Annotated in this window: 17 protein-coding genes and 1 pseudogene; 9 read left to right on the top strand and 9 right to left on the bottom strand. The window is 70.7% G+C overall.

The genetic code is table 11. The features are described 5' to 3' along the window. From ACZ7P3_RS18835 to ACZ7P3_RS18825, 3 genes are all read right to left on the bottom strand, one after another. The coding region (locus ACZ7P3_RS18835; protein ID WP_388241443.1) for a transposase at positions 1-140 on the bottom strand (140 nt) is incomplete at its 3' end. A 348-nt stretch (positions 141-488) separates the two neighbouring features. Further along, a complete protein-coding gene (locus ACZ7P3_RS18830) occupies positions 489-734 on the bottom strand; it encodes a hypothetical protein (protein WP_472082959.1) in 246 nt (81 codons plus the stop codon). A 111-nt stretch (positions 735-845) separates the two neighbouring features. Further along, complete coding sequence (locus ACZ7P3_RS18825; protein ID WP_472082957.1) at positions 846-1,130, bottom strand: hypothetical protein; 285 nt, start codon at positions 1,128-1,130, stop codon at positions 846-848. Between the two features lie 625 nt (positions 1,131-1,755). Here ACZ7P3_RS18825 and ACZ7P3_RS18820 point away from each other — a divergent pair. Beyond that, a pseudogene (locus ACZ7P3_RS18820) lies at positions 1,756-1,842 on the top strand (glutamine synthetase); the annotation flags it as partial. Between the two features lie 314 nt (positions 1,843-2,156). Here the strand turns inward: ACZ7P3_RS18820 and ACZ7P3_RS18815 are convergent. Then, positions 2,157-2,582: a VOC family protein gene (locus ACZ7P3_RS18815; RefSeq protein WP_472082955.1), complete on the bottom strand. Its 426-nt coding sequence runs from the start codon at positions 2,580-2,582 to the stop codon at positions 2,157-2,159. A 367-nt stretch (positions 2,583-2,949) separates the two neighbouring features. Between ACZ7P3_RS18815 and ACZ7P3_RS18810 the strand changes: the two genes are divergently transcribed. From ACZ7P3_RS18810 to ACZ7P3_RS18800, 3 genes are read left to right on the top strand one after another with little or no spacing between them, the layout of a single operon-like run. Continuing rightward, the gene (locus ACZ7P3_RS18810) at positions 2,950-3,777 is read left to right on the top strand and encodes an FAD binding domain-containing protein (protein ID WP_472082953.1); all 828 of its coding nucleotides are present in this window, start codon (positions 2,950-2,952) and stop codon (positions 3,775-3,777) included. Continuing rightward, complete coding sequence (locus ACZ7P3_RS18805; RefSeq protein WP_472082951.1) at positions 3,774-6,491, top strand: molybdopterin-dependent oxidoreductase; 2,718 nt, start codon at positions 3,774-3,776, stop codon at positions 6,489-6,491. Before ACZ7P3_RS18810 ends, ACZ7P3_RS18805 begins: the two co-directional genes overlap by 4 nt. 5 nt (positions 6,492-6,496) lie before the next feature. Next, a complete protein-coding gene (locus ACZ7P3_RS18800) occupies positions 6,497-7,471 on the top strand; it encodes an antibiotic biosynthesis monooxygenase (protein ID WP_472082949.1) in 975 nt (324 codons plus the stop codon). An 18-nt stretch (positions 7,472-7,489) separates the two neighbouring features. Here the strand turns inward: ACZ7P3_RS18800 and ACZ7P3_RS18795 are convergent, their stop codons facing one another. Genes ACZ7P3_RS18795 through ACZ7P3_RS18785 form a run of 3 tightly spaced genes read right to left on the bottom strand, consistent with a single transcriptional unit; the run spans position 7,490 to position 10,666 of the window. Next, positions 7,490-8,509, bottom strand: coding sequence for a TolB family protein (locus ACZ7P3_RS18795; RefSeq protein WP_472082947.1), 1,020 nt, complete (start codon positions 8,507-8,509; stop codon positions 7,490-7,492). Further along, on the bottom strand, positions 8,506-9,777 hold the full coding sequence (locus tag ACZ7P3_RS18790; RefSeq protein WP_472082945.1) for an MFS transporter: 1,272 nt from the start codon (positions 9,775-9,777) through the stop codon (positions 8,506-8,508). The genes ACZ7P3_RS18795 and ACZ7P3_RS18790 overlap by 4 nt, the downstream gene beginning before the upstream one ends. Before the next feature lies 1 nt (position 9,778). Continuing rightward, a complete protein-coding gene (locus ACZ7P3_RS18785) occupies positions 9,779-10,666 on the bottom strand; it encodes an alkaline phosphatase family protein (protein WP_472082943.1) in 888 nt (295 codons plus the stop codon). Positions 10,667-11,476: 810 nt separating this feature from the next. Here ACZ7P3_RS18785 and ACZ7P3_RS18780 point away from each other — a divergent pair. Then, positions 11,477-14,482, top strand: coding sequence for a bifunctional [glutamine synthetase] adenylyltransferase/[glutamine synthetase]-adenylyl-L-tyrosine phosphorylase (locus ACZ7P3_RS18780; protein WP_472082941.1), 3,006 nt, complete (start codon positions 11,477-11,479; stop codon positions 14,480-14,482). On the opposite strand, the gene ACZ7P3_RS18775 is transcribed toward ACZ7P3_RS18780, so the two are convergent. Both ACZ7P3_RS18775 and ACZ7P3_RS18770 read right to left on the bottom strand, forming a co-directional pair. Next, on the bottom strand, positions 14,464-15,333 hold the full coding sequence (locus tag ACZ7P3_RS18775; RefSeq protein ID WP_472082939.1) for a phosphatase PAP2 family protein: 870 nt from the start codon (positions 15,331-15,333) through the stop codon (positions 14,464-14,466). The two genes, ACZ7P3_RS18780 and ACZ7P3_RS18775, sit on opposite strands and share 19 nt — an antisense overlap. A gap of 96 nt (positions 15,334-15,429) precedes the next feature. Then, on the bottom strand, positions 15,430-16,464 hold the full coding sequence (locus ACZ7P3_RS18770; protein ID WP_472082937.1) for a LacI family DNA-binding transcriptional regulator: 1,035 nt from the start codon (positions 16,462-16,464) through the stop codon (positions 15,430-15,432). 389 nt (positions 16,465-16,853) lie between these two features. Between ACZ7P3_RS18770 and ACZ7P3_RS18765 the strand changes: the two genes are divergently transcribed. The 4 genes from ACZ7P3_RS18765 to ACZ7P3_RS18750 all read left to right on the top strand — a co-directional run bounded on the left by ACZ7P3_RS18765 (position 16,854) and on the right by ACZ7P3_RS18750 (position 22,012). Next, the gene (locus ACZ7P3_RS18765) at positions 16,854-18,125 is read left to right on the top strand and encodes an extracellular solute-binding protein (RefSeq protein WP_472082935.1); all 1,272 of its coding nucleotides are present in this window, start codon (positions 16,854-16,856) and stop codon (positions 18,123-18,125) included. Between the two features lie 100 nt (positions 18,126-18,225). Beyond that, positions 18,226-19,230 (top strand): carbohydrate ABC transporter permease, encoded by a 1,005-nt coding sequence (locus tag ACZ7P3_RS18760; RefSeq protein WP_472082933.1) that lies wholly within the window; start codon positions 18,226-18,228, stop codon positions 19,228-19,230. Positions 19,231-19,249: 19 nt separating this feature from the next. Further along, positions 19,250-20,158, top strand: coding sequence for a sugar ABC transporter permease (locus ACZ7P3_RS18755; protein WP_472082932.1), 909 nt, complete (start codon positions 19,250-19,252; stop codon positions 20,156-20,158). Between the two features lie 168 nt (positions 20,159-20,326). Further along, positions 20,327-22,012, top strand: coding sequence for a glycoside hydrolase family 13 protein (locus ACZ7P3_RS18750; RefSeq protein WP_472083001.1), 1,686 nt, complete (start codon positions 20,327-20,329; stop codon positions 22,010-22,012). Positions 22,013-22,146 lie beyond the last annotated feature (134 nt).

Genomic DNA, 22,146 nt, shown 5'->3' with positions numbered 1-22,146 from the left:
GCCCGGCGCATCCACTTCCACAACGTCATCGGGTGAACCCCGAAATCGGTGGCCACCTGCTCGACCGTGACACCCGGGCCGCGGTTCCTCGCGACTCGCACGACGTCCTGGCGGAACTCTTCCGGATAGGGCTTGGGCACAGCGACATCCTTCCCACCCGCCCCTCAGGGCAAGCCAGTTCAGATGTCACCCGATCGTGCAGCAGACCCGATTGCACGGGTGGTCGCACGTCTCCGCCGCGGCTGGATCGGCATTTACGTCACTACCGGAGCCTTCTCAAAGCCCGCTCAACTCGAGATGGTGGAAGACCAGTACCCCATCGTCCTGGTCAACGGGTAGGACTTGGCCCGCGAGTTGCGCAGCATGGCCCGGGACGATCACGGCAACGACCTTGCGGCCTGCTTGAACCACCCCTCTTTGCCCAGGGCGTACCGATCACCAGCCGACGCCCCGAAGAGATCCTTCTGGAGTGAAGGGTGTCAGCGAGCTCACCCGAGGTAAGTCAGCTGAAGCACGGTGATCGTTTTCAGTGTCTGCCCGACCAGGATCACGGCGAATGCCTGCTCGGTGACGAGCATCCGGACGACACCGTCGTCCTCCCCATAGGGCTGGGTGGCCGCGATGGGATCCTGACAGGCGTCAGCAAGTGCCAGGGTGAGGGCTTCGCTGGCGGCCAGCGACATCGCTTCGTGGACGGTTTCGGCGGCCGGGTTGTACTTGAGTCGGAACGTCACGTCATCTCCACAGGGGCAGGGTCGATCGACGGCCTCTCAGGGGTGGTAGGTGACGTGGATCCCAGGTCGGCAGCGTAGCGGAGAGGTGACCCTGTGTGCTGCGGTTCCGAGTTATGCGGCGCCGCTAGCCCGGATGCGGTCAGCCTCGGTGAGGACGCGGTCGGTTGCGTCACCCCATTCGCCCGTCGGGTCTTCACCACGGGCCTCTGCTGCGGCGATGTCCCGGCCGCGCTCGACGGCGGCGACGGTGTCTTTCGCGATGCGTTCCCACCGCGCGAAGACGGCGAGGAGCTGGTGGGCCGGCGCGCGGTTGATCTCGGCGAGGAAGCGCTGCGCGAGGGCGGGGTTGCCGAGGGCGTGGCGGATGGACTCGATAGTCCACGGCTGCTCGCTCATCGCTGCCTCCCGGCCTGGACGGGTACTGGTTGCAATCCTGCAACCCTATCGCCAGGCAGGCGCCCGGCGTGCAAACTTGCACGCTTGATACCCCTCGCCCACCAGGGGCTCTCCGCACCGGCCTGCCTTGTTGCACATCAAAGGTCTGCGGAGGTCCTCAACCATGCTGGCGAAAGCTCGCAGCACCTCCTGAGCCGTGGACCATGCGTGGACAGGTCGCCTGCAATTGGCTGGCTGCAACTCGGTGACCAGGAGGAACGCGGCCTGACGAAGGGGCCTCCGGAGCCATGTGCTACTTGGCTTGGCCGCTGAAAGGACTGGTCAGGGGCACCTACCGGTTCCATGGAGAAACCCTGGAGGCGATCTTGAGCTTGGGACCCCGGAGCACCAATGGAGACCGACGCGTTCCAAGTCTCTGACCTGCATTTTTGGCATGGATCCCCGGTCGGCGATCTTCCAGGGCCTAATTCGGGATGAAGAGGTCGGGGTTTGTGATGCCACCGGGCCGTCTGTGGGCCGTCGAAGGGTGGCCCACAGCGGCCAACAACGACCAATGACGGCCGCCCGACACAGGTCAGCGCTGCGCCGACGTCGATCGCGTGGGGTTGCTCCAGACCGACGTCACTTCCTGCGCAACAAGCGGGCCGAGTGGCACGAGTACCGCTCGGAGGTCACCGCTTTCGAGCTGAGGAAGAACCTGCCGGTGCTGTAGGGGCAGGTCGGGGCGGGGCTCCGCCGAAACGATCCCTTGGGGGCCGACGGTCACGGACCGTCGGCCCCAGCGCGTCTCGGTCGCTGTGGGCCGCCCCTGGACCGTCGGAGCGGGTGCTCGGTGAATCCGTGAGCATCGCTGGACGGAGGCGGAGCGCCGCTCAGACTTTTCGCTGCCACTTCACCCTCTGGGGCCGCAGCGAACTACGGCCTGGTGAGTCTCGTTTCCACGGCTTGGCGCGTGTGCCGCAGAGCCGGCTTCTTCCGGCGTGTCCCGGAGCCGGGCCGACGGGGTGCCGCCGGCCATGCGCACCCTCAGCGGACCGGCTCGCCGACGCCCATCAGGTTGCCCTCGCTGTCGCGGAACCAGGCGCCACGCTCGCCCCGGGCGCCCTTGCTCGGATAGTTGCCCTCGATCTCGGCGATGCCGTCCCGGGTGCGGAGGCCGGGAGCGTCGACCTCCTCGAAGACCACCCCGCGCCGCCGCAGCTGCGCCACGACCGCCTCGATGTCCTCGACCTCCCAGGCCATCTGCGTGAAGGTGCCCGGAGAGGCCCCCGTCGACCGGAACACGACGAACTCCGTGCCCCCGCACCGGTACAGCAGCCCGCCGGGGCGTTCGTCGACGGGTTCCAGGCCGAGCACCTCGGCGTAGAAGCGGCGCGCCCGCTCCAGGTCCTGGGCGGGCAGCCGGGTCGCCACCCGGCCCCGGGCCAGCAGGTTCCTGTCGTCCTCGTTCATGTATCCACTGTGCCCCCTGAACCGCCCCGTTCGGCGCAGATCCGCGGGCGGCACCGTCGCGTGCCGGTGCCGGTGCCGGTGCCGGTGCCGGTGCCGGTGCCCGTGCTTGTGCCGGGTCCGGGGCCCATGCCGCGGCCCGTGCCCCGGCCCGGCCGCCGTTCCCCTCAGGCCGTCCCCGGCGTGCTGCGATACGCTTTGACAACAGTGTTCGCCCCGCCGGTCCTTCCTCGAACGGTCCGACCGCAGCGGTCAGAATCCCGTCGGCATTCGGCAGTCGCGCCGGGGATGTCGAGCCGAATGCCCGCGAGCAGGACATGCACGTGCCCGGTGCCACGCGCTGGTTGAGCGGGTTCGGGGGTCGGTTCCCATGGACCTCAACACGATCACCGAAGTCGTCCGGCTGCCGGCCGACCGGCCGGGGGCGGACTGGCACGAAGGCGATGCCTGGCTCGCGGGCGGGACTTGGCTGTTCTCCACGGAGCAGCCCGGTCTGCGGCGGCTGATCGATCTGACCGGCTTGCGCTGGAATTCCCTCGTCGTGCGGGACGACGGCCTCGAAATCGGCGCCACCTGCACGGTCCGCGAGCTGTACGCCTTTGTCCCGCCGACCGAATGGGTCGCTGGAATCCTCCTCCGCAAGAGCTGCGAGGCGTTCCTGTCCTCGTTCAAGGTGTGGAACGCGGCGACCGTGGGCGGAAACATCTGCATGTCCTTGCCGGCCGGACCGATGATCACGCTGACGGTCGCACTGGAGGCGCAGTACGAACTGTGGGCCGCCGACGGCTCCGTGCGCAGGGTCGACGCCCTCGACTTCGTGACGGGCGACCACCGCAACATCCTCGCTCCCGGGGAGATTCTGCGGCGCGTCACCATTCCGGCCCGCACGCTGAGGAAACGCACCGCGCACCGCCGGTTCGCGCTGACCCGTCTCGGCCGTTCGACCGTGTTCCTCGTCGGTACCCAAAGGCCGGGCACGAACGACCTGCTGCTCACCCTCACCGCCGGCACCACCCGGCCGGTGCGCCTCGCCTTCGACCCCACGGCCGATGCCCGGACGGTGCGGCAGAGCATCGACGCCCTGCCCGCCGGCATCTGGTTCGCCGACCCCAACGGAACCCCCGATCACCGCCGCCACCTGACACAGCACTTCGCCGAAGAGATTCGCCGCGAACTCATGGCTGGGGACCCGGCATGACCTATCTCGTGAACGGCAGGACATTCACCGAGGAACCGCACCCCGGCCAGTGTCTGCGCACCTTCCTGCGCTCGCTCGGCCACTTCGGCGTCAAGAAGGGGTGCGACGCGGGCGACTGCGGCGCCTGCACGGTGTGGCTGGACGGCGCGCCGGTGCACAGCTGCATCACGCCCGCGTTCCGCGCGGACGGTCATGAGGTGACCACGATCGAGGGCATCGGGGCACCCGGCGAGCTGCATCCCGTGCAGCGGCGGTTCCGCGATGCCCCGGGGTTCCAGTGCGGGTTCTGCACCGCGGGGATGATCATGACGTCGGCGGCGTTCACCGAGGAGCAGAAGGCGGACCTGCCACGGGCGTTGAAGGGGAACCTCTGCCGCTGCACCGGCTACCGGGCCATCGAGGACGCCGTGCAGGGCGTCACCGGCGTGGAGAGCGCCGTACCGGGAAAGGCGGTCGGGACGAGCGTCGGCGCGCCGGCGGCCGACGACGTGGTGACCGGCCGGGCCGAGTTCACGATGGACACCCGGAGCGAGGGCATGCTCCACCTCAAGGTGCTGCACTCGCCCCACGCGCACGCCCGGATCGTCTCGATCGACAGGAGCGCCGCTCTCGCGGTGCCCGGCGTGCACCGCGTCTACACCTGGGAGGACGCGCCGAACAAGCGCTTCACCACCGCGATCCACACCGATCATCTGGTCGATCCGGACGACACCTTCGTCCTCGACCGCACGGTCCGCTTCGTCGGCCAGCGCGTCGCCGCGGTCCTGGCCGACACGGTCGGGGCGGCGGAGGAGGGCTGCCGCAGGCTAGTCGTCACCTACGAGACGATGCCGGCGGTGTTCGACCCCGAGGAGGCCATGGCCGAGGGGGCACCACAACTGCACGGCTCGGACGATCCGTTCGTCCGCGATCCCGTCCACAACATCCTGCTGGAGATCCACGCGCACATCGGCGACGTGGCCGCCGGATTCGCCGCGGCCGACGTGATCCACGAGGGTACGTACTTCTCGCCACGCGTGCAGCACGCGCACCTGGAGACCCATGGCGCGATCGCCTGGATGCAGGACGGCCGGCTGAACGTCCGCACCAGTTCGCAGTCGCCGTCGATCGCGAAGGTCAAACTCGAGTACCTCTTCGCACTGCGCCCGGACCAGGTCCGCGTGTTCTGCAAGCGCGTCGGCGGCGGCTTCGGCGGCAAACAGGAGGTGATCGCCGAGGATCTGGTGGCGCTCGCCGCCCTGGACACCGGCCGGCCCGTCTGCCTCGAGTACACCCGCGAGGAGGAGTTCACCACGGCGTCCCCGCGGCATCCGATGAAGCTGACGGTCAGGCTCGGCGCGAAGTCCGACGGGACCCTCACCGCGTTCCAGGTCCGCAATGTGTCGAACACCGGCGCCTACGGCAACCACGGCGGCGAAACGCTGTACGCGGGCGGCGCCGCCGTCATGATCTACCGCTGCCCCAACAAGAAGTACGACGCGTTCTCCGTCTACACGAACACCATTCCCAGCGGGGCGCTGCGCGGCTACGGGATGACGCAGCCGGCCTTCGCCGTGGAGTCGGCGATGGACGAACTCGCCCGCGCCCTGCACCTCGACCCGCTCGAACTGCGCCGGCGCAACATCGTGCGGCCGGGCGATCCACTGGTCGCCCTGCACGACGGCCCCGACGACGTGATCTTCAGCGAGGACGGGCTCGGGAAGTGCATCGACCTGGTGGGCGCCGCCCTGGCCCGCACGGCCGGTCAGCCGCCTCCCGGCCCCGGGTGGCTCGTCGGGACCGGCGTCGCGAGCTCCCTGCACGAGACCGCGCCCCCGACCGAGCACATCTCGGAGGCCTGGGTCACCCTCGGCGACGACCTCGTCTACGAGCTGGCCGTCGGAACGGTGGAGTTCGGGGAAGGCACCTCGACCGCCCACGTCCAGATCGCGGCCGACCAACTGGGCACCACGCCGGAGCGGATCCGCCTGGTGCAGTCCGACACCGACCGCACGGGGTTCGACACCGGCGCCTTCGCCAGCGCGGGTCTCTTCGTGGCGGGCAACGCGGTGCTCCGGGCCGCCAGTGCCGTGCGCGACCGCATTCTGGAATTCGCCGCCGCCTGCACCGGCGTCCATCTCGTGATGTGCTCGATGGACGACGACGGTGTCGTCTGCGGGGACCGGCGCGTGCCGCTGGCCGAGCTGGTGGCACGGGCCCGGGCGCGCGGAATCCGGTTCACCGCCGCCCGCAAGGCCTACGGATCGCCCCGCAGCGTCGTCTCCAACACACAGGGCTTCCGCATCGCCGTCCACCCGATGACGGGTGAGATACGGATTCTCCACAGCGTCCAGGCGACCGATGCGGCAGTGGTCATCAATCCCGCGCAGGTCCGGGGACAGGTGGAAGGCGGTGTGGCCCAGGGAATCGGCTTCGCGCTGACGGAGAATCACCATGTCGACGAGAACGGCGTCATGACCAACCCCAACTTCCGCAACTACCGCATCCCCACGTATGCCGACGTGCCCCGCACCGAGCTGCTCCTGGTGGAAACGGGAGATTCGTCGGGGCCCATGCGGGCGAAGGGGATGGCGGAATGCTGCATCAACCCGGTCGCCCCCGCCCTCGCGAACGCGCTCCACGACGCCACGGGCGTGCGCTGCCGTGCGCTGCCGCTGACTCCGGAGAGGATCTACGGCCGGATCCACGCGAAGCAGTCGGTGCCGACGGGCTGAGCGACATGGACACCGGGAAACCCGTAGCCGCCGCTGCAACGGCGATCATCGGCCAGCAGGTCCGGCCCGGGCTGGAGCGGGAGTACGAGAAGTGGCAGGAGGACCTCAACACCGCCGCCGCGTACTACCCCGGGTTCCTCGGCGCGGAGACGTCCCCGCCGACCCCTCTGCAGGACGACTGGGTCGTCATCTACCGCTTCGACTCCGTCGCGCATCTGCAGGCGTGGATCAACAGCGCGACCAGGCAGACCTTTCTCGACACCGGCCGCCAGTACTTCGCCGGTCCGGCGACCCAGCAGGTGGTCAGCAGCGGCACACAGGCCCTGGACCCGCTGGTGACCGTCGTGGTCACCCATCGCGTCCCCCCGAACCACGTCGACGACTTCCTCGTCTGGCAGCACCACATGACCGAGGAGGAGAGCAAGTTCGAAGGATTCCGTGGAACGGAGCTCTTCCGCCCCATCGAGGGACTCCAGGAGGAATGGACCACGCTGTACCGGTACGACAACGCCGAGCATCTCGACGCCTGGCTGACGTCGGACCGGCGGCAGCAGATCCTCGCCGAGGGCGAGAAGTTCAACGAGTTCAGACTGCGCACGATCGACAACTCCTTCGGCAGCTGGTTCGCCTTCGAAGGCAACGGCAGGGAGGTGCCTCCGCCGCCCTCCGAGACCAGGACGGCCATCGCCGTGTGGGTCGGCCTGTACCCGACCGTCGTGCTGCTGTCGCTCGCCCTGTCGCCGCTCAGGATGCCGATCTGGATCGGGCTGCTCGTGGCCAATCTGCTGTCGAGTTTCCTCATGAGCTTCCTCACGATGCCGTACTACGTGAACCCGCTGCTCAGAAGGTGGTTGCGGCCGTCGGCCCACGAGCCGGCGGCAAGGACCAACCTGATCGGCCTCGGCATCGTCGCCGTGGTGATGGTGTTCTGGGCCGCCGTGTTCTACCTCGTCACGGTCCGGATCTGGACGCTGCCCTGATCCGGGGCCGGGGGTACGTCAGTCGAGGAACGCGGCGGACACCGCGGCCGGCAGGAGACGGCGCGGCGCGCCGGACCCGTCCGCCGGAACCGTGTACAGGTCGGCGCCGTAGTCGCCCGGCAGGGCGTAGACCAGCGTGTGGTCGTCGCGCCACACCACCTGGTCGTCGACGCTGCGGGACTCGGCGAGCGGGCTCTCGCGCATCGTGCGCAGGTCGAGGACGTACAGATGCCAGGGGGCGTCCTTGGGCAGGCCCTTGACGCGTTTCTTGTAGGCGATACGGGTGCCGTCGGGGGAGAGGGACGGGCACTCGACGTTCGGGTGCAGGGTGGTGACCGTGCGCGTGCGCAGGTCGCCCCGGACCAGATAGGTGCTCCCCTCGGTCGCCAGCGTCGCGTAGAACGTACGGTCGTCCGCAGCGAACGTCACGCCCCAGAAGTTGGCGTCCGCCGCACGGTAGGGGTGGCCGTCCTTGACGATCCGGAAGGCCTCCAGGGACCGGATCAGCTCGCCGGTGCGGGTGTCCACGATCGCCGTGCGCGTGGAGAAGTCCGTGCCGGCGTACGAGTCGCCGCCCACGAACGCCGTCCAGGCGGCGAAGTGCCCGGTGGGGGAGACCCGGGCGCGGGAGGGGATGCCCGGCACGTCGTACCGGTCCCGGGTGTGCAGGCGGGCGTCGAGGACCAGGGCGCGGTAGCTGTCCGAGACCGGGCCGTGCACGGCCTGCAGGCAGACGCCGGTGCCCGAGGCGGCGTAGAAGCGCAGGCACTTGACGCCCGAGGCGGTGCGCGGGCCGGCCGGATCGGACTGCGGGACCGTCGTCAGCTCGTCGCGGTGCGGGCCCCAGGCCAGGTTGCGGAACACCATGTGCCCGTGCCCGGTCAGCAGCACCGTGCCGGACGTGACCCTCGGGCCTTTGGCCTGCACATGATTGCGGCGCTCCGCCCGCGCCGACGCGTGCAGCACGGACGCCACCCCGATGGCCACCAGCACGGCGACGACCGGGACCAGGATCAGGATGCGGGTGCGTACGGTCATGCGGTGAGGGCACCTTTCGGACGGACGAGGAGAGAGAAGACCGCGCAGCCGACCAGCGCCCCCGCCGCCCCCGCCAGCGCCGCCCGGTCGCCCCACAGGGTCCAGGCCGCCCCGAACAGCAGCGAGCAGGCGAAGCGGGCCAGCGCCTGTCCGGTCTGCACGACGGCCAGGCCGGAGGAGCGCAGCGCCTCCGGCACGCCCTCCGAGGCCGCCGCCATCAGCACGCCGTCGGTGGCCGCGTAGAAGCCGCCGTGCAGGGCCAGGACGAGATACGGCAGGGCCGTACCGTGCCAGGAGGTGAGCAGGAGCGCGTACGCGAGGAGCAGGGCGCCGTGGCCGGCCAGGAAGACGGCCCACCGGCCCACCCGGTCCGCGAGCCGGCCGAGCGGCACGGCCAGCAGCAGGAAGACGGCCGCGGTGCCGAGCGGCAGCAGCGCGAACCAGCGGTCCGGGACGCCCAGACGGCGCTGCAGCAGCAGATAGACGAAGGAGTCGCTGACCGTGGCCAGCCCCAGCAGCAGGGCGCAGACCGTGATCCGGCGCAGGTCGCGGCGGCGGAGCAGCCCCACCGCGGCGCGCAGGGTGGGCCGCGCACCGTCCTCGGCACCCTGCCGCCGGCCCCCCGGCACGAAGAGCACCAGCACCAGCACCCCGAGCACCGCCACACAGGTGCTGACCGTGAACACCGCGTCGTACCCGTCCACGGTGGCCCGCAGGATCAGGAAGGCCGCCAGCGGACCGAGCAGGGCGCCCGCGGTGTCCATCGCGCGGTGCACCCCGAAGGAGCGCCCCCGGGTCTCCGGCGTGCTGGACAGCGAGATCAGCGCGTCCCTGGGGGCTGTCCGCAGCCCCTTGCCGGTGCGGTCGGCCGCCAGGACCAGACCTATCGGGGTCAGCGTGTGCGCCACGAGCAGCAGGGGCTTGCACAGCGCGGAGATGCCGTAGCCGAGCCCGGCCACCCACTTGTGCCGTCCGCCGCCCCGGTCGGCGAGGTGGCCGCCCGCCAGCCGTACGAGCGCGGAGAAGCCGTTGTAGATCCCGTCGAGCAGCCCGAAGCCCAGCGGGGACAGGCCGAGCCCCGTCACCAGGTACAGCGGCAGCACCGCCGTCACCATCTCCGACGAAATATCGGTGACCAGGCTGACCGTGCCGAGGGCGAGCACGGTGGGGGCGACCGCGGCGCGGCGCCGCCCGGCGGGAGACCGGACGGCACCGTCCGCGGACGCCGGCGCGCTCGGCTTGCTCGCGCGGCTGTCCGCTACGTACACGTCAGGACGCCCAGATGCCGGTGATGTCGCTGGCGGAGGCGGCGTTGCCCGCGTGCGTGGTCAGGCCCTGGGTGTCCTCCAGGGTGCGCAGCAGGTCGTAGTGGTTGTAGGTGGTGGAGCTGGACGATCCGGCCGTGACCGGCTGGCCGTACAGGACCGTCGGGATGCGGTTGCCGCTGAGCCGGTTGTCCTCGTCGAAGGTGACGACGAGCAGGCTGTTGTGGGTCTTGGCCCAGGTGGCGTAGGCACCGAGGTTGTTCTTCAGCCAGGTGTCACCGGTCGACACCGAGCAGTCGTGCATGTCGCTGCACAGGTTCGGGGTGACGAAGGACAGCCGGGGCAGCGTCGAGTAGTCCGTCGGGAACTGGGCGAACGTCTTCGCGCTGGAGGTCGGCACATTGCTGAAGCCGAACCACGGGTTGTGCTTGCGCGCGTAGTTGCCGCTGCTGCAGGTGGTCGAGCCCTGGCCGGGCAGGGTCTCGTTGTAGCTGGCCCAGCTGCGCCCGGCGGCGATCATTTCGGAGGCGAGGTTCGGCGCCGACGAGAATCCCGGGGTGTAGCAGCTGTCGTCCGTGATGCCCTGGGTGGAGCCGGAGAACAGGGCGAAGTAGTTCGGCTGGCTCGGGTGGGTCTCGGCGTAGGACTGAGTGAGGCCGGCGCCGCCGGACTTCAGCGAGTTGATGTACGGGGCGCTGGAGGAGCCGATGACCTGGCTGTAGGCGTGGTTCTCGAAGACCACGACGACCACGTGGTCCGGGCTGGGCACGGCGCCCGCGGCATGCGCGGACTCGCCGCCGAGCCCGGTCCACAGCCCGACCGCGGCTGCGGCGAGGGCGGTCGCCGAGGCCGCGAGGGTACGGGCACGGCTGTACACGGAACTGCCGGACACATCAACCTCCGGGTGGGAAAATACGGGGATGGTGGCGGTGCGGACAGAGCATGCACACGCCAACGATCCCGCGCCTCACGTAGCCCAACCGGGCGGATGAAGACCGGATGAACTACTGCTGCCGTCCCCGGCGGAACTCATGGCGGTGGCCGCGTACGGCGGGAAGGGGACGTGGCGGGTGGTGTCCGCCCGCAGCGGCCGGCGAAAACCGGGGCGCCGTCCGGCAGACGGTCCGCCGGACCGGGGACGGACACCACCCGGCGCGGCACCGACCCACGATGCGCAGGGGGCGCGACCCGAACCACGACACACCCGCACAGGCGCCACAGGCACCCCGACCACGGACCCGGCATGACCACGGACCCGGCATGACCACGGGCCTGGCTCGGCCACGGGCCTGGCATGACCACTCGCCTGGCTCGGCCACGGGCCTGGCTCCGCCACGCACCCGGCATGACCACGCGCCCGGCTCGGCCACGCGCCCGGCATGACCACGGACCCGGCATGACCACGGACCCGGCTCGGCCACGCGCCCGGCTCGGCCACGGACCCGGCATGACCACGGACCCGGCTCGGCCACGGGCCTGTCTCGGCCACGCGCCCGGCATGACCACGCGCCCGGCTCGACTACGGCGCCCGGCTCCGCCACGCGCCCGGCACGAAAACGCACCCGGCACGGACACGGCACCCTGCACAGACGCGGCGCCCTGCACAGACGCGGCGCCCCCGCACACCACCGCACCGGAGCCCCGAACGTCCGCTCCGGATAGGCTCTGGCCAGGACGTGCTCGATCCGAGGGGAGGCCGCGGATGACGCCGGGGCGCAGGAGCAGTACCTTCACGCGGCTGCTACGGCACGGCTTCACCGCCCCGTCCGCGGCCGAGCGCCTGCTGGACAGCGCCGAGCTGTCCCCGCTCCGTGACGACCCGGTCCTCCTGGAGGCCCTGGGTGCCACCGCCGACCCCGACCTGGCCCTGCACGGCCTGGCCCGGCTCCTGGAGGCGCAGCCCGACCCCACCGCCCACCGCGAGCTGCTGGACACACTCACGTCGGCCAAACCCCTGCGCGACCGCCTCCTGGGCGTCCTCGGCGCCTCCGCCGCCCTCGCCGACCACCTCGCCCGCCACCCGAGCGACTGGCAGGCCCTGGTCACCTACGAACCCCGGGACCTGCACCCGGGCGTGGAGGAGTTCGAGCGGGGCCTGGCCGCGGCCACCGACCCCGTCTCCCTGCGCGTGGCCTACCGCCGCTGCCTGCTGTCGATAGCGGCACGTGACGTGTGCGGCACCACCGACGTCGCCGAGACCGCCGCCGAACTGGCCGACCTCGCCACCGCCACCCTGCGCGCCGCCCTGGCCCTCGCCGGCGCCGCCGCCCCCGAGGACACCGCCGCCTGCCGCCTGTCGGTGATCGCCATGGGCAAGTGCGGCGGCCACGAGCTGAACTACGTCTCCGACGTGGACGTCATCTTCGTGGCGGAGGCGGCCGAGGGCGCCGACGAGGCCAAGGCCCTCAGGTCCGCCACCAGGCTCGCCTCGCACATGATGCGGATCTGCTCGGAGACCACGGTCGAGGGCTCGATCTGGCCGGTCGACGCCAACCTCCGCCCCGAGGGCCGCAACGGCCCCCTCGTCCGCACCCTCAGCAGCCACCTCGCCTACTACCAGCGCTGGGCCAAGACCTGGGAGTTCCAGGCCCTGCTCAAGGCCCGCCCGGTCGCCGGGGACGCCGAGCTGGGCCGGGCGTACGTCGACGCGCTCGAACCCCTCGTCTGGAAGGCGGCCGAGCGCGAGAACTTCGTCGCCGACGTGCAGAAGATGCGCCGCAGGGTGGTGGAGAACATCCCCGCGGCGGAGATCGACCGCGAACTCAAACTCGGCCCGGGCGGCCTCAGGGACGTCGAGTTCGCCGTGCAGCTCCTCCAGCTGGTGCACGGCCGCACCGATCCCTCCCTGCGCAGCGGCACCACCCTCGACGCCCTCCAGGCCCTCGCCGCCGGTGGCTACGTGGGCCGCGAGGACGCCGCCCGCCTGGACGAGGCGTACCGCTTCCTGCGCTCGATGGAGCACCGCATCCAGCTGTACCGGCTGCGCCGCACCCACCTCGTCCCCGAGGCGGAGGACGACCTGCGGCGGCTGGGCCGGTCCCTGGGCCTGCGCACCGACCCGGTGGCCGAGCTGCAGCGCGAGTGGAAGCGGCACACCGGCGTCGTACGCCGGCTGCACGAGAAGCTCTTCTACCGCCCGCTGCTCGACGCGGTCGCCCAGCTCGCCCCCGTCGAGGCGAGGCTGAGCGCCGAGGCGGCCCGGGAACGCATGGTCGCCCTCGGCTACGCCGACCCGGCCGCGGCCCTGCGCCACCTGGAGGCCCTCGCCTCCGGGGTGACCCGCAAGGCGGCCATCCAGCGCACGCTGCTGCCGGTCCTGCTCGGCTGGTTCGCGGACTCCGCCGATCCGGACGCGGGCCTGCTGAACTTCCGCAAGGTCTCCGACGCCCTCGGCAAGACCCCCTGGTACCTCCGGCTGCTCAGGGACGAGGGCGCGGCGGCCGAGAACCTGGCCCGGGTCCTGTCGGCCGGCCGTCTCGCGCCGGACCTGCTCATGCGCGCCCCGGAGGCGGTGGCCCTGCTCGGCGACGGCGACGGCGGCGCCGGTGGTCTCGGACCGCGCGACCGCGCCCCGCTGGAGCAGGAGGTACTGGCCGCCGTGGGCCGTGCCGGGAACGCCGAGCAGGGCGTCACCGCGGCCCGCGGCGTGCGCCGCCGCGAGCTGTTCCGGACGGCCGCGGCGGACATCGTCTCGTCCTACGGCACCGAGACCAGCCACGCCGAGTCCGACCAGGGCGCCCTGGTGGACCGGGTCGGCGCCGCGGTCTCCGACCTGACGGCCGCCACCCTGGCGGGCACCCTGCGGGCCGTCGTGCGGGGCGGCTGGGGCGAGACCCTGCCCACCCGGTTCGCGATCATCGGGATGGGCCGCTTCGGCGGCCACGAACTGGGCTACGGCTCCGACGCCGACGTGCTCTTCGTGCACGAGCCCCAGGACGGTGTGGACGAGCAGGAGGCCGCGGCGGCCGCGAACAAGGTCGTCGCCGAGATGCGCCGCCTGCTGCAGGTGCCCAGCGCCGACCCGCCGCTGCTCATCGACGCCGACCTGCGCCCCGAGGGCAAGTCGGGGCCGCTGGTGCGCACCCTGAAGTCGTACGAGGCCTACTACCGCCGCTGGTCACTCGTCTGGGAGTCGCAGGCGCTGCTGCGGGCCGAGCCGGTCGCCGGGGACGAGGACCTGGCCCGCCGCTTCATCGAGCTGATCGACCCGCTGCGCTACCCGGAGCGCGGCCTCGGCGACGAGGCGGTCCGCGAGATCCGCCGGCTGAAGGCCCGGATGGAGTCCGAGCGCCTGCCGCGCGGCGCCGATCCCAGACTGCACACCAAGCTCGGCCCCGGCGGCCTGTCCGACGTCGAGTGGACGCTCCAGCTGCTCCAGCTGCGCCACGGCTGGCGCGAGCCGGGCCTGCGCACCACCCGCACCCGTGCGGCCCTGGCCGCCGCGCACGAGGCAGGGCTGCTGTCCGCCGTGGACGCGGCCGTGCTGGACGAGGCCTGGGTGCTGGCCACCCGGGTGCGCAACGCGGTCATGCTGGTGCGCGGCCGGGCCGGGGACACCTTCCCCACCGAGCCCCGCGAGCTGGCCGCCGTCGGCCGCTACCTGGGCTACGGCGCCGGGCACGCCGGGGACATGCTGGACGACTACAGCCGTACGGCCCGCAGGGCGCGCACGGTCGTGGAGGAGCTGTTCTACGCGGCCGGGACCTGAGCCGGCCGGGCGGCCGGGGCCGGCACCAGCCTCGGCAGGGTGTGCGGCAGGCCGCCGTACCAGAGCCGGGCCACCGTGAAGCCGAAGGTCAGGCAGAGGACCCCGCCGACCGCGTCCAGCCAGAAGTGGTTGGCCGTGGCAACGATCACCGCGAGGGTCGTCGTCGGATAGAGCAGCCCCAGCACGCGCACCCACGGCACCGACGCCAGCGCGAAGATCGTCAGCCCGCACCACAGCGACCAGCCGATGTGCATGGACGGCATCGCCGCGTACTGGTTGGACATGTGCTTCAGGTCGCCCGAGGCCATCGAACCCCAGGTGTGGTGCACCGTGACCGTGTCCACGAAGTGCCCGCCGTTCATCAGCCGGGGCGGCGCGAGCGGGAACAGGTAGTAGCCGACCAGGGCCACACCGGTGGTCGCGAACAGCACCAGACGGGCCGCCGCGTAACGGCCGGGATGCCACCGGAAGAGCCACACGAGGACACCGAGCGTGACCACGAAGTGCAGTGTGGCGTAGTAGTAGTTCATCCCGATGATCAGCCAGGTCACCGAGTTCACGGCGTGGTTGACCGACTCCTCGACGGCGACGCCCAGGTGGTGCTCCAGGCGCCAGACCCGGTCGGCGTTGCGCAGCGCCTGCGCCTTCTGCTCCGGGACGGCGTTGCGGATCAGCGAGTAGGTCCAGTAACTCACCGCGATGAGCAGGATCTCGAACCACAGCCGTGGCCGGCGCGGCCGGCGCGGCCGGTGCAGGAGGAGCCGGAAACCCCGTCTGTCCTCGCCCGTGACGGCCTGCGGAACGGCCACCTCCTCGCGACCTTCCGGCTCTGTCACGGTCGAGTCACTCATAGGCACCAAGTCTGCCAGAAAAGGCTTCCTCGGCAGATCATCCCAAGGTCTGGTCCGCCGCGCACGTCCTACGGCGTTGGTACGAGACGCCGGGTCCTACGAACGGCTGCGGTCTCCCGGCGCCGAGGCCGTCGAGCCGCGCACCACCAGCTCCGGCATGAACACGAACTCGCTGTGCGGCGCGGGCGTTCCGCCGATCTCCTCCAGCAGGGTGCGCACCGCGGCCTGCCCCATCGCCGGGACCGGCTTGCGGACGGTGGTCAGCGGCGGATCGGTGAAGGCGATCAGCGGGGAGTCGTCGAAGCCCACCACCGACACGTCCCTGGGCACCTGAAGGCCCAGCTGCCGGGCCGCCCGTATGGCACCGAGCGCCATCATGTCGCTCGCGCACACCACCGCCGTGCACTTCCGCTCGATCAGCGCGGTCGCGGCCGCCTGGCCACCCTCCAGGGTGTACAGCGAGTGCTGGACCAGCTCCGTCTCGACCGTCTCGGCGCTCAGCCCCAGCTGCTCCTGCACCGCGCGCACGAAGCCCTCGATCTTGCGCTGCACCGGCACGAACCGCTTCGGGCCGAGCGCCAGCCCGATCCGGGTGTGCCCCAGCGACGCGAGGTGGGTGACCGCCAGCGCCATCGCGGCCCGGTCGTCGGGGGAGATGAACGGCGCCTGCACCTTCGGCGAGAAACCGTCCACCAGTACGAAGGGCACGCCCTGCGCCCGCAGCCGCTCGTAGCGCTGCATGTCGGCGGTGGTGTCGGCGTGCAGCCCGGAGACGTAGATGATCCCCGCCACCCCGCGGTCCACCAGCATCTCGGTCAGCTCGTCCTCCGTCGACCCGCCCGGGGTCTGGGTGGCGAGCACCGGCGTGTAGCCCTGCCGGGTCAGCGCCTGGCCGATGACCTGGGCCAGCGCCGGGAATATCGGGTTCTCCAGCTCCGGGGTGATCAGGCCCACCAGGCCCTCGCTGCGCTGGCGCAGCCGTACCGGACGCTCGTAGCCGAGCACGTCCAGCGCGGCGAGCACGGACTGGCGGGTGGTGGCGGCGACGCCCGGCTTCCCGTTGAGGACGCGGCTGACGGTCGCTTCGCTCACCCCCGCCTGCGCAGCGATGTCCGCAAGCCGTGTGGTCACGGCACTGGACTGTACCGGCCGCACCCCGCCTTGCACACCGACGGGACGCCGTGCGCGGGCGGCCGGACGTCCTGCCGGGGATTGCTGCCTCATCGCGCTCCTCAGTCCTTCTGTGGGGGGCCTTGCGTAGCAAGAACTTGCAGAGTCTTGCACAAGTCGCCCGTCCGCCGCCTGATCGGCGCCGTAAGAGGCCAGTACACACCTGGCGGGCAGGTCACGACAGGGTAACCATCGGGTTGCCTTGCACTTTTTTTCTGCAAGGTCTTTCGCAACGCTTACATCGCTGTTACGTTCCCTTCGCCCGGCGGACGCAACGGCGCAGTCGGCAAGACCAGGGACGGCGGACGGGACCGCTCCCTGCATACGGGCCAAACCCTCAAGGAGAACTCATGCGGCGTGGCATAGCGGCCTCCGCGCTGGTGGCGTCCTTCGCCCTGGCGGCGACGGCGTGCGGCGGGAGCGACAGCGACAGCAAGTCGGACGGCCCGGTCACCATCACCTGGTGGGACACCTCCAACGCCACCAATGAGGCACCGACGTACAAGGCCCTGGTCTCGCAGTTCGAGGCCGCCAACAAGAACATCAAGGTCAAGTACGTCAACGTCCCCTTCGACCAGGCGCAGAACAAGTTCGACACCGCCGCCGGCTCCAAGGGCGCCCCGGACGTGCTGCGCTCCGAGGTCGGCTGGACCCCCGCCTTCGCGAAGAAGGGCTACTTCCTGCCGCTGGACGGCACCGACGCCCTCGCCGACCAGGCCAAGTTCGAGCCGAACCTGATCAAGCAGGCGCAGTTCGAGGGCAAGACCTACGGCGCGCCGCTGGTCACCGACACCCTCGCCCTGGTCTACAACAAGGCCCTCTTCAAGAAGGCCGGCATCACCGAGGCCCCCAAGACCTGGGACGAGCTGAAGTCCGACGCCGCCAAGGTCACGGGCAAGACCGGCGTGGACGGCTACTGGGGCTCCACCCAGGCCTACTACGCCCAGTCCTTCCTCTACGGCGAGGGCACCGACACCGTCGACGCCGCCGCCAAGAAGATCACCGTGAACGCGGCCGCCGCCAAGAAGGCCTACGGCACCTGGCTGAGCACCTTCTCCGGCAAGGGCCTGCACAAGGCCGACACCACCGCGGACGCCTACGCCCACATCCAGGACGCGTTCGTCAACGGCAAGGTCGCCGCGATCATCCAGGGCCCCTGGGAGATCACCAACTTCTACAAGGGCAGCGCCTTCAAGGACAAGGCCAACCTCGGCATCGCCACCGTCCCGGCCGGCTCCAGCGGCAAGGCGGGCGCCCCGACCGGCGGCCACAACCTCTCGGTCTACGCCGGCTCCGACAAGGCCCACCAGGCCGCGGCGCTGAAGTTCGTGCAGTTCATGACCTCGGCGAAGTCCCAGGAGACCATCGCCCTGAAGAACTCCACGCTGCCCACCCGCTCCGACGCCTACACCGCCCAGGTCAAGGCCGACCCCGGCATCGCCGGCTACCAGGGCGTCCTGGCCGCCGCCCAGCCCCGCCCGGCGCTGCCCGAGTACAGCTCCCTGTGGGGCCCGCTGGACATCGAGCTGCCCAAGATCGCCGGTGGCAAGGAGTCCCTCGACAAGGGCCTGAGCAACGCCGAGGTGGCCATCGCCAAGCTGGTGCCCGACTTCAGCAAGTGACGTCCGCGTGGCCGTCGGATCCTCCCCGGAAGGAGGGAAGGATCCGACGGCCACCGGCCTGTGCCCAGGCCCGCCCCCTGATCTTCCGAAGGTGTCGAACATGACAGTCGCCATCGACCGCGCCACCGGCAGCCGCCGCGGTGACCGCGCGCCGCGGCCCGGCCTGGGCCAGCGCATCAAGAACGGACTCCAGAAGCACTGGTACGCCTACGCGATGATCGCGCCGGTGGTCGTCGTGCTCGGTGTCATCGTCGGCTATCCGCTGCTGCGCGGTGTCTATCTGACCCTGACCGACGCCAACAGCCTGAACTCGGCGCGCACCATCGGTGTCAACCACATCGACGCCACGTACAAGTTCATCGGGGCCGGCAACTACAAGGACATCCTGTTCGGCCCGCTGTCGTACGACCGCTTCTGGTCGCACTTCCTGTGGACCGTCTTCTGGACGGTCGCCTGCGTGGCCCTGCACTACACCATCGGCCTGGGCCTCGCGCTCATGCTCAACCAGAAGCTGCGCGGCCGGACCTTCTACCGGCTGATGCTGGTCCTGCCCTGGGCCGTGCCGGCCTTCGTCACCGTCTTCTCCTGGCGGATCATGCTCGCCGACTCCGGCGCGGTCAACCAGGTCCTGCACACGCTCCACCTGCCCCAGCCGCAGTGGCTGGAGGACACCTTCTGGCAGCGGTTCGCCGCGATCATGGTCAACACCTGGTGCGGTGTGCCGTTCATGATGCTCTCGCTGCTCGGCGGCCTGCAGTCCATCGACTCCACGCTGTACGAGGCCGCGGAGATGGACGGCGCGACCGCCTGGCAGCAGTTCCGGCACGTCACCCTGCCCGGCCTGCGCTCGGTCAGCTCCACCGTGGTGCTGCTCGGCATCATCTGGACGTTCAACCAGTTCGCCATCATCTTCCTGCTGTTCGGCCCCACCGGCGCGCCCGACGCCCAGATCCTCGTCACCTGGGCCTACTACCTGGGCTTCGGACAGCAGCCGCGCGACTTCGCCCAGTCCGCCGCGTACGGCGTGCTGCTGCTGTCGATCCTGACCGTCTTCACCTCCTTCTACTTCCGCTGGCTGAAGCGCAATGACCAGCTCGCCGTCTGACGCCGCAGGAGCCGCCGCCATGAGCACCACGACCCTCGAGAAGACCGGGGCCGGGCCCGCCCGCACCGCGCAGCAGCCGCCCCGCCGCACCCGCCGGCGCGGCGAGCGCGGCCCGCTCGGCGCCGCCCTCCTGCACGCCGGCCTCGCCCTCGCCAGCCTGATCGCGCTGGCCCCCGTGGCCTGGCTGATCTTCCTGTCCCTCGGCCCGGACAAGGACGACTACCTGCACCCGGGCAAGATCCTGGGCAAGCTGACCTTCTCCAACTACAGCTTCGTGCTGCAGCACACCGCCTTCTTCGACTGGTTCAAGTCGACGATGATCGTGGCCCTCGGCACCACCCTCATCGGTGTCTTCGTCGCGGCCACCACCGGCTACGCCGTCTCGCGCATGCGCTTTCCCGGCTACAAGTCGCTGATGTGGGTGCTGCTGCTCACCCAGGCCTTCCCGATCGCCATCCTGATCGTGCCGATGTACGAGATCTTCAGCGAGCTCGGCCTCATCGACACCTACTGGTCGCTGATCATCATCAACTGCACCACGGCCGTGCCGTACAGCGCCTGGCTGCTCAAGGGATACTTCGACACCATCCCCTTCGAGATAGACGAGGCCGGGCGCGTGGACGGGCTCACCCCCTTCGGCACCTTCTTCCGGCTGATCCTGCCGCTGGCCCGCCCCGGGCTGGCCGTCGCCGCCTTCTACAACTTCATCACCGCCGTCGGAGAGGTCGCGTTCGCGACCACCTTCATGCTGGACGACTCGAAGTACACCTTCGCCGTCGGTCTGCAGACCTTCGTCAGCGAGCACGACGCCCAGTGGAACTACATGGCCGCCACCGCGGTGCTGATCGCGATACCCGTGTCCGTGTTCTTCTACCTCGTGCAGAAGAACCTCGTCACCGGCCTGACCGCAGGCGGCACCAAGGGCTGAGCCCCTTCGCACCAGGGCTCCCGCGCGCCTGTCGCGCGGGTAGGCGGCCGCGGTGTCCATCCGACCCCGCTGACACCGCGGCCGCCTTGCACACCACACGCCCGGCCCCGGCTCCGGCCGCCGTACCCACGCCCCATGACCCGAACTCCCTTACGCATCAAGGACGCCATGAGTCACCAGCACCCTGCAGCCCCGGCCGACGACTCCGCGGTCGCCACCGTCGCAAAGCGGCGCGACTGGTGGCGGGACGCGGTGATCTACCAGGTCTACCCGCGCAGCTTCGCCGACAGCAACGGCGACGGCATGGGCGATCTGGAAGGCGTACGCTCCCGACTTCCCCACCTGCGCGACCTCGGCGTGGACGCCGTATGGCTCAGCCCCTTCTACGCCTCGCCGCAGGCCGACGCCGGCTACGACGTCGCCGACTACCGTGCCGTCGACCCCATGTTCGGCAACCTGCTCGACGCCGACGCCCTGATCCGCGACGCCCATGGGCTGGGCCTGCGCATCATCGTCGACCTGGTCCCCAACCACTCCTCCGACCAGCACGAGTGGTTCAAGCGGGCGCTCGCCGAGGGCCCCGGCTCGCCGCTGCGGGAGCGCTACCACTTCCGCCCCGGCAAGGGGAAGAACGGCGAACTCCCGCCCAACGACTGGGAGTCCATCTTCGGCGGCCCCGCCTGGACCAGGGTGACCGAGCCGGACGGCACCCCCGGCGAGTGGTACCTGCACCTCTTCGCCCCCGAGCAGCCCGACTTCAACTGGGAACACCCCGCGGTCGGCGACGAGTTCCGCTCGATCCTGCGGTTCTGGCTGGACATGGGGGTCGACGGCTTCCGGATCGACGTGGCGCACGGCCTGGTGAAGGCCGAGGGCCTGCCGGACCTCGGCTCCCGCGACCAGCTCAAGCTGCTGGGCAACGATGTCATGCCGTTCTTCGACCAGGACGGCGTGCACGCCGTCTACCGCCAGTGGCGCACGGTGCTCGACGAGTACGCGGGCGAGCGGATCTTCGTCGCGGAGGCCTGGACCCCGACCGTCGAGCGCACCGCGAACTACGTCCGCCCCGACGAACTCCACCAGGCCTTCAACTTCCAGTACCTGGGCACGGAGTGGGAGGCGGGCGAGCTGCGTTCGGTCATCGACCGCACCCTGGAGGCGATGCGCCCGGTCGGCGCCCCCGCCACCTGGGTCCTGTCCAACCACGACGTCACCCGGCACGCGACGCGCTTCGCCAACCCGCCCGGCCTCGGCACCCAGATCCGCACGGCGGGCGACCGGGCACTGGGCCTGCGCCGGGCCCGCGCCGCCACGCTCCTCATGCTCGCGCTGCCCGGCTCGGCCTACATCTACCAGGGCGAGGAACTGGGTCTGCCGGACGTCGTGGACCTCCCCGACGAGGTGCGCCAGGACCCCGCCTACTTCCGGGGCGCCGGCCAGGACGGCTTCCGCGACGGCTGCCGGGTGCCGATCCCGTGGACCCGGGAGGGCTCCTCGTACGGCTTCGGCAGCGGGGGCAGCTGGCTGCCGCAGCCGGAGAGCTGGGCCGAGCTGAGCGTCGAGGCGCAGACGGGTGTACCGGACTCCACCCTGGAGCTGTACCGCGCGGCTCTGCGCCTGCGCCGGCAGCAGCCGGACCTGGGCGCGGGCGACGGGGTGGAGTGGCTGCGGGCTCCGGAGGGCGTACTGGCCTTCCGGCGGGGCGAGTTCGTGTGCGTCGCGAACACGACCGGCGAGTCCGTGACGACCCCGTCCTACGGCCGCACCCTGCTCACCAGCGGTGAGGTGACCGAGGCCGACGGCGAGACGAAGGTACCGGCCGACACCACCGTGTGGTGGACGACCGTGGCCTGACGGCCCGTCCGAAAGTTCTTGCATCAACTTCACAACGGCCCGCTGTCTTTCAGGCAGCGGGCCTTTAACATCTGCGTCACCGCAAGTTTGCTGAAACATTTCAGCAAGCGCCTTCAAGGACGAAGGACCCCCAC

Source organism: Streptomyces sp. NPDC107581 (assembly GCF_055657175.1).
The sequence above is the reverse complement of the archived record's forward strand: the minus strand, read 5'-3'. Positions and strand labels throughout refer to the sequence as shown.

Bases quoted from the DNA above. Each gene is read 5' to 3' on its own strand.
- ACZ7P3_RS18825 (WP_472082957.1), bottom strand. From the start codon at position 1,130: ATGAGCGAGCAGCCGTGGACTATCGAGTCCATCCGCCACGCCCTCGGC.
- ACZ7P3_RS18815 (WP_472082955.1), bottom strand. From the start codon at position 2,582: ATGAACGAGGACGACAGGAACCTGCTGGCCCGGGGCCGGGTGGCGACC.
- ACZ7P3_RS18810 (WP_472082953.1), top strand. From the start codon at position 2,950: ATGGACCTCAACACGATCACCGAAGTCGTCCGGCTGCCGGCCGACCGG.
- ACZ7P3_RS18805 (WP_472082951.1), top strand. From the start codon at position 3,774: ATGACCTATCTCGTGAACGGCAGGACATTCACCGAGGAACCGCACCCC.
- ACZ7P3_RS18800 (WP_472082949.1), top strand. From the start codon at position 6,497: ATGGACACCGGGAAACCCGTAGCCGCCGCTGCAACGGCGATCATCGGC.
- ACZ7P3_RS18795 (WP_472082947.1), bottom strand. From the start codon at position 8,509: ATGACCGTACGCACCCGCATCCTGATCCTGGTCCCGGTCGTCGCCGTG.
- ACZ7P3_RS18780 (WP_472082941.1), top strand. From the start codon at position 11,477: ATGACGCCGGGGCGCAGGAGCAGTACCTTCACGCGGCTGCTACGGCAC.
- ACZ7P3_RS18775 (WP_472082939.1), bottom strand. From the start codon at position 15,333: ATGAGTGACTCGACCGTGACAGAGCCGGAAGGTCGCGAGGAGGTGGCC.
- ACZ7P3_RS18765 (WP_472082935.1), top strand. From the start codon at position 16,854: ATGCGGCGTGGCATAGCGGCCTCCGCGCTGGTGGCGTCCTTCGCCCTG.
- ACZ7P3_RS18760 (WP_472082933.1), top strand. From the start codon at position 18,226: ATGACAGTCGCCATCGACCGCGCCACCGGCAGCCGCCGCGGTGACCGC.
- ACZ7P3_RS18755 (WP_472082932.1), top strand. From the start codon at position 19,250: ATGAGCACCACGACCCTCGAGAAGACCGGGGCCGGGCCCGCCCGCACC.
- ACZ7P3_RS18750 (WP_472083001.1), top strand. From the start codon at position 20,327: ATGAGTCACCAGCACCCTGCAGCCCCGGCCGACGACTCCGCGGTCGCC.